The sequence below is a fragment of the Pantoea sp. BJ2 genome (genome assembly GCF_040255075.1).
Taxonomy (GTDB): Bacteria; Pseudomonadota; Gammaproteobacteria; order Enterobacterales; family Enterobacteriaceae; genus Pantoea; species Pantoea leporis.
In genome coordinates, this window is the sequence record NZ_CP158292.1 from 674,710 (window position 1) to 688,066 (window position 13,357).

Here is a 13,357-nt window from a genome sequence, read left to right on the forward strand (position 1 = left end):
GCTGTGCGGGCTTTTTTTTATGTTATTATCTATGCATGAATCTATTCATCAATCTATTCATCAGGTAAGGTGGCGGCAATGGCTGAGCTACAAAGTTTGCTGCTGGAAGGACCGCTTAGCGCGGCGGATCTGCTGGCTCGATTGCATATCAGCCAGGCCACGCTTTCACGCCAACTGCGTCAGCAGCCGCAGATTATCAAATGGGGCAAAGCGCGCGCGACGCGTTATGCGTTGCTGCGGCCCATCCGGGGTGAAAGCCGCTTCCCGCTGTATCGTATTTCTGCTGAAGGTCAGGCATCGCCCGCTGGCATCCTTTTGCCAACCTGGCCGCAGGGCAGTTGTCTGCATCTGGACCAGCACGATCAAGGCCGCTTTTATGACGGCTTACCGTGGTTCCTGCAGGAGATGCGTCCGCAAGGTTTTCTGGGCCGACAATGGGGCCGTGAATACGCGCCACAGCTCGGGCTGACGGATGATATTCGTCTCTGGAGTGATGAGCAGTGCCTGATGGCGCTGGCAAGCGGCGGCATCGATATGCCGGGCGCTTTTATTGTTGGCGACATGACATACCAGCGTTGGCTGCAACAGCCCGCACCGCAAGCCATCAGCGAGGCGCAAAAAATCGCGCGTTATCCGCTGATGGCACAACAGGCGCTGAGCGGCGATGAACCGGGCTCATCGGCTGGCGGCGAACAACCGAAATTCCTGTGCTATGCCGCAACGGCGAATGGCGATCGTCATTGTCTGGTGAAATTTACCGTCGCCCGTCAAAGTGATAATGCTGAGCGCTGGCGTGATTTGTTACGCGCGGAGCATCTGGCGTTGCAACATTTACTGGCGGCGGGATTGCCTGCCGCACATAGCCAGCTGATTGATAGTGAAGGACAATTGTTCCTCGAAGTGCAGCGTTTTGATCGCATTCATCAACGTGGTCGACGCTGCATGAGTTCATTAGAAGCGGTAAGCGCAGAGTTTATCGGCCATCAACAACACTGGCCGGATGCGCTGCGTGAGTTGCAGCGTCAGCAACGTGTTGATGCGGTAGCGGTTGAACGCGGGACTTTGCAGTGGGCGTTTGGACGACTGATTGCCAATAGCGACATGCACGCGGGCAATCTGTCTTTCTTTACTGATGAAGAACGTTTCAGCCTGACACCGGCTTACGACATGCTGCCGATGGCGCTGGCGCCCAATTCTCAGGGGCACATGCGCGATGAAGTCAAACTGACGCTGGATTTCGCGCTGCCAGGCGCCGTGTGGCGCGCTGCCAGCGCTATGGCGAAAATCTACTGGCAGGCGATTGCAGAGGATGCTGAGTTTAGCGCGAACTTCCGCAGCATTGCCGGGCAGGCATTACAGCAACTGGAAGCGATGGAAGTAACAATGCATAAAATGGCTTAACGCTCTTTTTCAGTCTCTGTGGTTGCTGCCGCCGCCTCTTCTTGCTCTTTCTCTTTATCCTCTTTCACCGTGCGGCTCGCCGTTAGCAGGAACGGCGATTGCTGCCAGCGGGTGCGACGGTCGCGCAGCAGGGTGCGCGTCAGGATAATGCCGATGGCCAGCGCCAGTAACATCATCAGGCGCAGGATGTTGGTGGTGTTATCCACCTGACGTGATTCCGTCACCAGCACGTGAGTATCCAGCGTGACGCGCAGGAAACCTTGCGGGCCATCTTTGCCTTCCAGCGGCTGCACAATTTGATGGTTGAAGTAGCTGCCAGCGCGTTTGCCATCCAGCGACAGCCGATCGCGCACATTAATGCTTTCGCCGCTGTGCGCCACCAGGCTGCCATCATCGGCGTAAACGGAAGCATCAAGAATGCGGCTGTTGTCGGTCATCTGATTGAGGATGGCGGCAATCTGCGTGCGGTTATCGTCGCTGTTATCCATCAACGGTTTAAGGCTAAACGCCACCTGTTTGGTCAGCGTGCGCGCCAGTTCTTCCACTTGTTCAGAGCGAGCCATTTGATGGCCGAGGCTAAACCAGGATGCGCCTTGCATCAGAACCACTAACAGAGCCAGCGAGATAAGAACAATCACCGTGCGATGCAGGCGAAATTTCAGTGCGGTTTTAACCATCAGAAACCCGTGTGATGTAACAGCAGAAAGGCTGGCAATTATGTTGCCAGAACCCGCGCAGACAAGGTAGCCTCTTGCGTGGTTTTGTTGTCCCTACAGGAGCTGTAATGCCAAATCGTCTTACCTGGTGCGATCTGCCCGCCGATGTTTCACTTTGGCCGGGTTTACCCCTTTCCCTCAGCGGTGATGAAGTGATGCCGCTGGATTACCGTGCTGGTCGGACTGGCTGGTTGCTGTATGGGCGCGGGCTCGATAAACAAAAACTCACCGATTATCAGCATAAGCTGGGGGCGGCGATGGTGATCGTCAGCGCCTGGAATGTCGATGAGTATCAGGTGATACGTCTGGCAGGCTCGCTGACGCCGCGCGCCAGCAAACTGGCGCATGAAGCCGGTTTTGATGTGGCACCGCTCGGCAAAATCCCGCATCTGAAAACGCCAGGTTTGCTGGTGATGGACATGGATTCCACCGCGATCCAGATTGAGTGCATCGATGAGATCGCCAAACTGGCGGGTTGCGGCGAGCAGGTGGCGGAAGTCACCGAGCGCGCGATGCGCGGCGAGCTGGATTTCAAAGCCAGCCTGCGCGAGCGCGTCGGCACCCTGGCGGGCGCCGATGCCAATATCCTGATGCAAGTGCGCGATGCGCTGCCGCTGATGCCAGGCTTAACCACGCTGGTGCAGAAGCTGCAGGCGCTGGGCTGGCAGGTGGCGATCGCCTCGGGCGGCTTTACCTTCTATGCCGACTATTTGCGCCAGACGCTGCATTTAGCCGCGGCGGTGGCCAACGAGCTGGAAATTCGCGACGGCAAGCTAACCGGCCAGGTGCTGGGACAAATTGTCGACGCCCAATTTAAAGCCGATACCCTGAACGATCTGGCACAGCGCTTTGAAATTGCGCCGGAACAAACCGTGGCGATTGGCGATGGTGCCAACGATCTGCCGATGATTAAAACCGCGGCGCTGGGTATCGCCTATCATGCTAAATCTAAAGTGAATGAGCAGACGGAAATCATCATCCGTCATGCTGACCTGATGGGTGTGTTCTGCATCCTGACCGGCAGCCTGATTCACGAAGAGCGTTAACTGAGGATTTGATTTGGCCAAAGCGGCAAAACGCGCCTTCGTTTGTAACGAATGCGGCGCTGATTATCCGCGCTGGCAGGGGCAATGCAGCGCCTGCCATGCGTGGAACACCATCACCGAGGTGCGCATTGCCGCCTCGCCTGCGGCGGCGCGTAATGAGCGCCTGAGCGGTTATGCCGGCGGCAACGCGGGCGTTAGCCGCGTGCAGAAGCTGTCGGAGATCAGCCTCGAAGCCCTGCCGCGTTTCTCAACCAGTTTCAAAGAGTTCGATCGCGTATTGGGCGGCGGCGTGGTGCCGGGCAGCGCCATCTTAATTGGTGGTAATCCGGGTGCCGGTAAATCGACGCTGCTGCTGCAGGTGATGTGCAAGCTGGCAGAAGGGATGAAAACCCTGTATGTCACCGGCGAAGAGTCACTGCAACAGGTGGCGATGCGCGCCCATCGTCTGGGATTACCGACCGAAAACCTCAATATGTTGTCGGAAACCAGCATCGAGCAGATCTGCCTGATCGCCGAGCAGGAGCAGCCGAAATTGATGGTGATCGACTCGATTCAGGTAATGCACATGGCGGAGATCCAATCCTCGCCGGGCAGCGTAGCGCAGGTGCGTGAAACGGCCGCCTACCTGACACGCTTCGCCAAAACGCGCGGCGTGGCGATCATCATGGTCGGTCACGTCACCAAAGACGGTTCGCTGGCCGGCCCGAAAGTGCTGGAACACTGTATCGACTGTTCGGTGATGCTGGATGGCGACGCTGATTCCCGTTTTCGAACCTTACGCAGCCATAAAAACCGCTTTGGCGCGGTGAATGAGCTGGGCGTGTTCGCCATGACCGAGCAGGGCATGCGTGAAGTGAGCAATCCGTCGGCCATCTTCCTGTCACGCGGTGATGAGATCACCTCAGGCAGTTCCGTGATGGTGCTGTGGGAAGGTACGCGTCCGCTGCTGGTCGAGATTCAGGCGTTGGTGGACCATTCGATGATGGGCAACCCACGCCGCGTCGCGGTGGGTCTGGAGCAGAATCGCCTGGCAATCCTGTTAGCGGTATTGCATCGCCACGGCGGCTTGCAGATGGCGGATCAGGATGTGTTCGTTAACGTGGTCGGCGGCGTAAAGGTCACCGAAACCAGCGTCGATTTGGCGCTGCTGATGGCGATGGTATCGAGCTTCCGCGATCGTCCGCTGCCGCAGGATCTGGTGATCTTTGGTGAAGTGGGCCTTGCCGGCGAAATTCGCCCGGTGCCGAGCGGCCAGGAGCGCATTTCCGAAGCGGCGAAACACGGCTTTAAGCGCGCCATCGTCCCGGCCGGTAATGCACCGAAGAAACCGGTCGAAGGGATGAAGGTGTACAGCGCGAAGAAGCTGGCGGATGCGTTAGCGATTCTGGATGAGTTGTAAGTTTTACCGGTCGGCATGAATGCCGACCCTACGTTTGTAGGGTGCGCATTTATGCGCACCGTCTTAAAGGCCGCACCGCCCTTTATTCCACGCAGGAGGCACTAAATGTCATCGTTTGACTACCTGAAAACAGCCATTCGCCAGCAAGGCCACACGCTGCAGCAGGTTGCCGACGCCAGCGGAATGACCAAAGGCTACTTAAGCCAGCTGCTCAACGCCAAAATTAAAAGCCCGAGTGCGCAGAAGCTGGAAGCGCTGCACCGTTTTCTTGGCCTGGAATTTCCGCGCCGCGATAAAACCGTTGGCGTGGTGTTCGGGAAATTTTATCCGCTGCATACCGGCCACATCTATTTAATCCAGCGCGCCTGCAGTCAGGTGGATGAGCTGCATATCATCATGGGCCACGACGAGCCGCGCGATCGTGAACTGTTTGAAAACAGCGCCATGTCGCAGCAGCCGACCATCAGCGATCGACTACGCTGGTTGCTGCAAACCTTCAAATACCAGAAAAATATCCGCATCCATTCGTTTGACGAAGAGGGCATTGAACCTTATCCGCACGGCTGGGATGTGTGGAGCGGCGGCGTCAAAACCTTTCTGGCTGAGCAGGGCATCGAGCCGAATTGTATCTACACCAGTGAAGAACCGGATGCCGCGATGTATGAGCAGCACCTCGGCATTCCGGCGGTGGTGATCGATCCCAATCGATCCTTTATGAACATCAGCGGCGGCCAGATTCGTCAGGATCCATTCCGCTACTGGGAATATATTCCGACCGAAGTGAAGCCGTTCTTCGTGCGCACCGTGGCGGTGCTGGGCGGCGAGTCGAGCGGCAAATCAACGCTGGTGAACAAGCTGGCGAACATCTTCAACACCACCAGCGCATGGGAATATGGCCGTGATTATGTCTTCTCACACCTCGGTGGCGACGAAATGGCGCTGCAATATTCCGACTACGACAAAATCGCGCTCGGTCAGGCCCAGTACATCGACTTCGCAGTGAAGTACGCCAGTAAAGTCGCCTTTATCGATACCGATTTCATCACTACGCAGGCGTTTTGCCTCAAGTACGAAGGTCGCGAGCATCCGTTTGTGCAGGCGTTAATTGATGAATACCGTTTCGACCTGGTGATTTTGCTGGAAAACAACGTGCCCTGGGTGGCGGATGGATTGCGCAGCCTCGGCAGCTCAATGGATCGTCGCGAGTTCCAGACCATGCTGATCACCATGCTGCGTGAAAACAATATCGAGTTTGTTCACGTTAAAGAAGATGACTATGACACGCGCTTCCTACGTTGCGTCGAGTTAGTAAAGCAGATGCTGGGCAGCTGATTCAGCCATAAAAAAGGCGCCACTAGGCGCCTTTTTCACAGTAAAAGCCTTACTTCGCCATACGCTTGTACTTGATACGCTTCGGCTCGAGCGCGTCGGCGCCGAGGGTGCGTTTCTTGTACTCTTCGTACTCGGTAAAGTTACCTTCGAAGAACTCCACCTTGCCTTCATCCTGATAATCGATGATGTGGGTGGCGATACGGTCGAGGAACCAACGGTCATGCGAGATCACCATGGCACAGCCTGGGAATTCCAGCAGGGCGTTTTCCAGCGCGCGCAGGGTTTCGATGTCGAGGTCGTTGGTTGGTTCATCAAGCAGCAGCAGGTTGCCGCCGACTTGCAGCAGCTTGGCGAGGTGCAGACGACCGCGCTCACCACCTGACAACTCACCCACGCGTTTGCCCTGATCGGTGCCTTTAAAGTTGAAGCGACCGACGTAAGCACGGCTTGGCATCTCGGTGTTGCCAACGCGCATAATGTCCTGACCGCCAGACACTTCTTCAAACACGGTTTTGGAATTGTCCATCGCGTCACGGAACTGATCAACTGACGCCAGCTTGACGGTTTCGCCCAGCTCGATGGTGCCGGAATCCGGTTGCTCCTGACCTGACATCATGCGGAACAGCGTAGATTTACCCGCGCCGTTCGGACCGATGATGCCGACAATCGCGCCCTTCGGTACAGAGAAGGTCAGATCGTCGATCAGCACGCGATCGCCATACGATTTCTTCAGGTTGGTCACTTCCAGCACTTTGTCGCCGAGGCGAGCGCCAGGTGGAATGAAGAGTTCGTTGGTTTCGTTACGCTTCTGATAATCGGTGTTGTTCAGCTCTTCAAAGCGTGCCAGACGGGCTTTGCCCTTCGACTGACGGCCTTTCGCGCCTTGACGCACCCACTCCAGCTCTTTCTCGATAGATTTGCGACGCGCCGCTTCAGAAGAAGCTTCCTGCGCCAGACGCTGATCTTTTTGCTCCAGCCAGGAAGAGTAGTTACCTTCCCACGGAATACCTTCACCGCGGTCCAGTTCCAGAATCCAGCCAGCCACGTTATCCAGGAAGTAACGGTCATGCGTGATCGCCACAACGGTCCCTTCGAAGTCGTGCAGGAAGCGCTCGAGCCACGCCACGGATTCGGCATCCAGGTGGTTGGTCGGTTCATCGAGCAGCAGCATGTCTGGCTTTTCCAGCAGCAGACGGCACAGCGCAACGCGGCGGCGCTCACCACCGGAAAGGGTAGCGATTTTGGCGTCCCAGTCTGGCAGACGCATCGCGTCGGCGGCACGGTTCAGCTGGGTATCGAGGTTGTGACCATCGTGCGCCTGGATCACTTCTTCCAGACGGCCCTGTTCCGCGGCCAGCTTGTCGAAATCCGCATCGGGATCGGCATACAGCGCATACACTTCGTCGAGGCGCTTCAGCGCGCCCACCACTTCTGAAACCGCTTCTTCAACGGATTCACGCACGGTGTGCTCCGGGTTCAACTGCGGTTCCTGCGGCAGATAACCCACATTGATGCCCGGCTGCGGGCGTGCTTCCCCTTCGATATCGGTATCGATACCGGCCATGATGCGCAGCAGCGTCGATTTACCCGAGCCGTTCAGGCCGAGTACACCGATTTTTGCTCCAGGGAAGAAGCTAAGAGAAATATTCTTCAGGATGTGACGCTTCGGCGGAACGACCTTGCCGACGCGATGCATGCTATAGACGAATTGAGCCACGTTGTATTGAGCCTTTTGGTCTGTGAGTTATGAACTTTAGGTACAGAAGTTTAGCTGTTTTCACCCTTTATTCATACCCGTCATACTTCGCGCTGCAGGTGCGTTGGCTGCGTGTGTCCACCCCAGTCACATACTAATGTATGCTCCTGGGGATGAACCCACTTGCCGCCTTCCTGCAACACGAAGTATTTAGGGTCTGGTTTTGTTTCCCGGTAATAGAAACAGAGGAATTCTAAGCTTTAGGCAATCGCAGCGGAATATTCTGTTGTGCCAGCCAGCTCTTCAGCGCCGGTTCGGGTGCGCTATCGCTGACCAGCAAATCAAAACGGCGCAATTCACCGATACGCGCGGGCAGCACTTTGCCAAATTTACTGCTGTCCGCCACCAGCACGCGCTGACGTGCGCGCAGCATCGCGTGGTGCTTCATCGCCAGCTCGTTAATGTTGTAGCAGGTGGCGCCCTGTTCCTGATCGATACCTGCCGCCGAAATAAAGGCCAGCGTCGGGCAGAGATCGTCGAGGATCGAGTGCGCGCCAATCGGCGTGAACAGCGCGTTATCGGCGTGGAACTCACCGCCGCTCAGGATCACGTTGCAGGCCGGTTTCTCTTTCAACGCCAGGAAAGTGTTCATCGCGCAGCAGATGGCGGTGAACGGCAAGGTGTCAGGAATCGCATCTACGATGTACGGCAGCGTGGTGCCGCAATCAAAAAATACCGTGTCATTTTCACTGATCAGATCCGCAGCAGCCTGCGCCAGGCGCTGTTTGCGTGCGGCGTTTTGACCGTGCTGATCGGAGATGAAGTAGTGTCCGGCGTGGCTTTTCGGATCGCTGACGATATAGCCGCCCAGCAGCACCACGGTTGAAGCCGGTTCGGTGAGATCGCGGCGAATGGTCATTTCCGACACACCCAGCAGCTGCGCCGCGTCTTTCAGGTGCAGTTTATCGGTGCGTTTCAGCGCCTGAGCCAACTTGTGAATACGTTCGTCGCGCCGGGTTTCCATGATCATCTCTGCGTAATTAATCCTGAAGTCGAAGTGGCCTGGTCAAAAATCACGATAAATCTCACATATTTTAATGATTTGCGACGTATCCAGCAGGCCAGTTTTCAATCTTACCTGTAATGAGATCGACCCGCAAACCTCATGCAATGCCGCCAACGTGTTGCTCTCAAGCCGCTTCGCTCTGATTCTCAATGTTGTTCCATTGTTAGAATAATAACATTCATTTCTACCAATTAATGGCTGTTTATCGGCTTTTTATCAGGATGTCGAGGTGTGAAATTTATCACACAATTAACTTTATTAACCTGATATTGTTATTTTAATAACATTATAAAGTTAAAAATTCACCGGGAGAAAACAATGGATATTGCGGTTATTGGGTCAAATATGGTGGACCTCATTACCTATACCAATCAGCTGCCTAAAGCGGGCGAAACGCTGGAAGCACCCGATTTTGCCATCGGCTGCGGGGGTAAAGGTGCCAATCAGGCTGTGGCAGCAGCGAAGATGGGCGGCAGCGTGATGATGGTGAGTAAAGTCGGCGACGATCTGTTCGCGCCGAATACCGTGGCCAATCTGCAGCAGCAGGGCGTTGATACCCGCTTCGTCACCACCGCGCCAGGCACCTCCAGCGGCGTGGCACCGATCTTCGTCGACGATGAGTCGCAGAACCGCATTCTGATTATTAAAGGTGCCAACCAACAGTTGAAGCAAGCCGATATCGATGCCGCCGCTGACGCGTTGAAAAGCTGCCAGTTGATCATCCTGCAGCTGGAGATCCCGCTGGAGACCGTTTATTACGCCATTGATTTTGCCCGTCAGCATGACATCAAAGTGATCCTCAATCCGGCACCGGCGGTGGCGGATCTCAATATCGACTACGCCTGCAAATGCGACTTTTTCATGCCGAATGAAACCGAGCTGGAGATCCTCACCGGCATGCCGGTCACCACGGATGAAGAGGTGAAGCTGGCGGGGCAATCGCTGCTCAAACGCGGGCTGAAAAACCTGATCATCACGCTGGGCGGGCGCGGTTCGCTGTGGATGTCTGGCGACAGCGTGCATCAGGTTGCCCCCACCGCGGTAAAAGCGGTGGATACCAGCGGCGCGGGCGATGCCTTTATCGGCTGCTTCGCCCACGAGTTGGTGAAAAGCGGCGATATCCCGGCCGCGATGGCACAAGCCTCGGCTTATGCCGCCTGCAGCGTGACCGGTCGCGGCACGCAGCGCTCCTATCCCGACGCGGAAACCTTCCAGCGTTTTCTCAACGTTCACTGAGGTCGAGTTATGCAACCGAACATTGTTCAGCAATCTGATGGCTATCTGAATAAAACGCCGCTGTTCCAGTTCATTTTGCTCTCGTGCCTGTTCCCGTTGTGGGGCTGTGCGGCGAGTCTGAACGACATCCTGATCACCCAGTTCAAAAGCGTGTTCGCGTTAAGCGATTTCGCCAGCGCGCTGGTGCAGAGCGCGTTCTATGGCGGCTACTTCCTGATCGCTATTCCGGCCTCGCTGGTGATCCGCAAAGCCACCTATAAACTGGCGATTTTATTGGGACTGGCGCTGTATATCGTGGGCTGCGTGCTGTTCTATCCCGCGTCGCACATGGCAACCTACACCATGTTCCTGGCGGCGATTTTCGCCATCGCCATCGGTTTGAGCTTCCTCGAAACCGCCGCCAACACCTACAGCTCGATGATTGGTCATCGCGATCACGCCACGCTGCGCCTGAATATCAGCCAGACCTTCTATCCGGTGGGCGCACTGATGGGCATCGTGCTGGGCAAATATCTGGTGTTTCAGGAGGGCGACAGTCTGGAAAGTCAGCTGGCCGGCATGAATGCCGAACAGGCGCATGCTTTCCGTCTCACCATGCTGGAGCACACGCTTGAGCCGTATAAATATCTGGTGATGGTTTTGGTGGTAGTGATGCTGCTGTTCCTTTTCACCCGCTATCCGCGCTGCAAACCGGAAAGCAGTGAAAAATCGTTGCCGTCGCTCGGCGAGACTTTCCGCTACCTGGCGGCGAATCGTCACTTCAAACGCGGGATTCTGGCGCAGTTCTTGTATGTCGGCATGCAGGTGGCGGTATGGTCGTTCACCATTCGTCTGGCGCTGACGCTCGGCGCGGTCAATGAGCGCCATGCCTCTAACTTTATGATTTACAGCTTCATCGGCTTCTTTATCGGTAAATTTATCGCCAACGTCCTGATGACGCGCTTCCGTGCGGAAAAAGTGTTGATTGCCTACTCGCTGCTGGGTGTTCTGGCGCTGGCGTATGTGATGTTTGTGCCGAACTTTACCGCCGTGTATGCCGCCATCCTGGTCAGTGCGCTGTTTGGTCCGTGCTGGGCGACGATCTACGCTGGAACGCTGGCGACCGTCGATAACAAATACACCGAAGTGGCGGGCGCGTTTATCGTGATGTCGATTGTCGGTGCTGCCTTTATTCCTGCGATTCAGGGCTTCGTCTCCGATCATCTGGGATCGATGCAGCTGGCGTTCGGCGTTTCGCTGCTGTGCTTCGCTTGGGTGGGTTACTTCTTCTGGGGCGAGCTGCGTCATAAAAAACAGGCAGAAGCAGCCGGTCGTTTAGTTGAGGAGATGCCATGAAAACCCGTTTACCGTTACGTCGTGAGCAGTTTCATGAAACGCCAGCCACGCTGCTGCGCAACGAGACGTTCCACGTCGAGCTGTTTCGCTATCCCGCAGGCGTGGAAGCGGTGCGCATCAGCAATCCACGCGGCACGGTGATCGTACTGCCGTTTTACGGTCAGATGGTGTGGGACGCTAACTTTGACGGCCATTCGCTGACCATGGGCCACAGCTTTAAGCAGCCGCTGCCCGGCAGTTCGATCATTGATACCTATGGCTGTTTCGCTTTCCACTCCGGGCTGCTGGCCAACGGCTGTCCGGCAGAGGATGACGATCATCCGCTGCATGGCGAAATGGCCTGCGCGCGCATGGACAGCGCATGGCTCGTGCTGGAGGACGATCGCCTGTCGCTGGAGGGCGAAACCGAGTATGTGAAGGGCTTTGGCCATCACTATCTTGCCGCACCGGCGGTGCGCCTTGAGGCCAATGCTGCGCGCCTGCACATTGAGATGAACGTCACTAACCTGGCAGGCGCGCCGATGCCGCTGCAGTATATGTGTCATCTGAACAGCGCCTGGCTGGATCAAGGGCGTTTCCAGCAGTCGATCCCGACCGATGCGTTCCAGCTGCGCAGCTCGATCCCGGCGCACGTCAAGCCTACCCCGCAGTGGCGCGCATATACCGATCAACTGGCGCGCGATCCGCAGGCGTTTCAGCAGCTGGATCAGCCGCAGATGTGCGATCCGGAGATCGTGTTTTTCGCCGACGATCTCCAGCAGTACGGTGATGAGATGCAGTTCGAGCTGCACTCACCGCAAGGGTTTGCTCTGATGACACGCTTCTCCAGCCAACAGTTCCCGCACGCCACGCGCTGGATGCTGCATAACCGCGATCAGCAGGTCGCCGCCTATGTGCTGCCGTCAACCTGCCGCCCGGAGGGTTTCAAAGCCGCACAGCGCGCCGGCACGCTGATTGAGCTGGCCCCCGGCGAACAGCGCCATTTCAGCGTTGAGACCGGGATTTTGTAGGGGCGCCATTCATGGCGTAATGCCAATAACTCAAGCGCAGTGCGACTTTCGTTCGCCTTGAGCTTGGGCAGTTACAGCATTTTTGTGCGGCGACCGAGCAGAGGGCGCCTGGCCGCGCCCTCTGCACTCCCGGGCCTTGCGCCAGCCCAACCCGCCGCTACGCGGTCCCTTCACTCCTTCACGATTCCTGACGGACCGGTGTCGATTCGCTCCTGCTCAGCGCCACCTCTCGCCGCATCCATGCGGCTCGCCCTGGAATCCCTCACTCGTTCAGCGGGTTGGGATGTCGCCTCAACACCCACGCTGCGGCTGCAGTGCATTTCCAGTCTCAAAATCGCTATAAATCCCTTAGGGGCGCCATTCATGGCAACCTGATTTCCAGCTATGCATAAATGCGCACCGTACAAAGAAACGGTGCAACTAAATCGCTACTAATCCGCGTACGCCCTCGGCTTCCATGGCGGATCCGGCGCCGCGCTGCACGATCTCGCCGCGCGACATCACCAGATAGCTGTCGGCCAGTTCGGCGGCGAAATCATAAAACTGCTCGACCAGCAGGATCGCCATATCACCGCGCTGCGCCAACTGGCGGATCACCGCCCCGATCTCCTTGATCACCGACGGCTGGATCCCTTCGGTTGGCTCATCGAGGATCAATAGCTTTGGTGAACAGGCGAGGGCGCGGCCAATCGCTAATTGCTGCTGCTGTCCGCCCGACAGGTCGCCGCCGCGGCGCGCTTTCATCTCACGTAGCACTGGAAACAGTTGATAGATCTCCTCCGGCACCGCTTTGGCCTGTGCGCCGGAAAAACGCGCCAGCCCCATCAGCAGATTCTCTTCCACCGTCAGACGCGGGAAGATTTCGCGCCCCTGCGGCACATAAGCGATACCGGCCTGCACGCGCTGATGCGGCTTGCGGCTGTTGATCACATTATCCTGCCAGCGAATTTCGCCGGATTTAGCCGGAATCAGCCCCATCAAACATTTCAGCAACGTGGTTTTACCCACGCCGTTACGTCCCAGCAGGCAGGTAATTTCACCCGGCTTCGCTTCAAACGACAGGCCGCGCAGAATGTGGCTGCCGCCGTAATATTGATTAAGTTCCGCGACTTGCAGCATG

11 protein-coding genes are annotated in these 13,357 nt (G+C 56.7%); 7 read left to right on the plus strand and 4 right to left on the minus strand.

The annotated features are described in order from the left end of the window. Positions 1-78: 78 nt before the first annotated feature. Positions 79-1,401, plus strand: a complete 1,323-nt coding sequence (gene yjjJ, locus AAF463_RS03010; protein WP_309836007.1) for a type II toxin-antitoxin system HipA family toxin YjjJ — start codon at positions 79-81, stop codon at positions 1,399-1,401. On the opposite strand, the gene AAF463_RS03015 is transcribed toward yjjJ, so the two are convergent. Beyond that, positions 1,398-2,078 carry a YtjB family periplasmic protein gene (locus AAF463_RS03015; RefSeq protein WP_101762182.1) on the minus strand — a complete coding sequence of 227 codons (681 nt, stop codon included), beginning with the start codon at positions 2,076-2,078 and terminating at the stop codon, positions 1,398-1,400. The two genes, yjjJ and AAF463_RS03015, sit on opposite strands and share 4 nt — an antisense overlap. 107 nt (positions 2,079-2,185) lie before the next feature. Here AAF463_RS03015 and serB point away from each other — a divergent pair, with 107 nt between their 5' ends. From serB to nadR, 3 genes are all read left to right on the plus strand, one after another. Next, positions 2,186-3,163 carry a phosphoserine phosphatase gene (serB, locus tag AAF463_RS03020; protein WP_350261505.1) on the plus strand — a complete coding sequence of 326 codons (978 nt, stop codon included), beginning with the start codon at positions 2,186-2,188 and terminating at the stop codon, positions 3,161-3,163. Between the two features lie 13 nt (positions 3,164-3,176). Then, on the plus strand, positions 3,177-4,562 hold the full coding sequence (radA, locus tag AAF463_RS03025; RefSeq protein WP_007886867.1) for a DNA repair protein RadA: 1,386 nt from the start codon (positions 3,177-3,179) through the stop codon (positions 4,560-4,562). A 105-nt stretch (positions 4,563-4,667) separates the two neighbouring features. Beyond that, positions 4,668-5,894, plus strand: coding sequence for a multifunctional transcriptional regulator/nicotinamide-nucleotide adenylyltransferase/ribosylnicotinamide kinase NadR (nadR, locus tag AAF463_RS03030; RefSeq protein WP_110867484.1), 1,227 nt, complete (start codon positions 4,668-4,670; stop codon positions 5,892-5,894). Between the two features lie 49 nt (positions 5,895-5,943). On the opposite strand, the gene ettA is transcribed toward nadR, so the two are convergent. Together ettA and deoR are read right to left on the minus strand one after the other, a co-directional pair. Next, positions 5,944-7,611: an energy-dependent translational throttle protein EttA gene (ettA, locus tag AAF463_RS03035; protein WP_097095007.1), complete on the minus strand. Its 1,668-nt coding sequence runs from the start codon at positions 7,609-7,611 to the stop codon at positions 5,944-5,946. Between the two features lie 232 nt (positions 7,612-7,843). Beyond that, positions 7,844-8,614, minus strand: coding sequence for a DNA-binding transcriptional repressor DeoR (gene deoR, locus AAF463_RS03040; RefSeq protein WP_101762370.1), 771 nt, complete (start codon positions 8,612-8,614; stop codon positions 7,844-7,846). A gap of 360 nt (positions 8,615-8,974) precedes the next feature. Here deoR and rbsK point away from each other — a divergent pair, with 360 nt between their 5' ends. From rbsK to AAF463_RS03055, 3 genes are read left to right on the plus strand one after another with little or no spacing between them, the layout of a single operon-like run. Then, positions 8,975-9,892, plus strand: a complete 918-nt coding sequence (rbsK, locus tag AAF463_RS03045) for a ribokinase (protein WP_350261506.1) — start codon at positions 8,975-8,977, stop codon at positions 9,890-9,892. 9 nt (positions 9,893-9,901) lie between these two features. After that, on the plus strand, positions 9,902-11,227 hold the full coding sequence (gene fucP, locus AAF463_RS03050; protein ID WP_101762178.1) for an L-fucose:H+ symporter permease: 1,326 nt from the start codon (positions 9,902-9,904) through the stop codon (positions 11,225-11,227). Beyond that, on the plus strand, positions 11,224-12,237 hold the full coding sequence (locus AAF463_RS03055; protein WP_350261507.1) for an aldose 1-epimerase family protein: 1,014 nt from the start codon (positions 11,224-11,226) through the stop codon (positions 12,235-12,237). Before fucP ends, AAF463_RS03055 begins: the two co-directional genes overlap by 4 nt. A gap of 420 nt (positions 12,238-12,657) precedes the next feature. Here the strand turns inward: AAF463_RS03055 and urtE are convergent, their stop codons facing one another. Then, positions 12,658-13,356, minus strand: a complete 699-nt coding sequence (gene urtE / locus AAF463_RS03060; RefSeq protein WP_101762174.1) for an urea ABC transporter ATP-binding subunit UrtE — start codon at positions 13,354-13,356, stop codon at positions 12,658-12,660. Position 13,357: the final 1 nt, after the last annotated feature.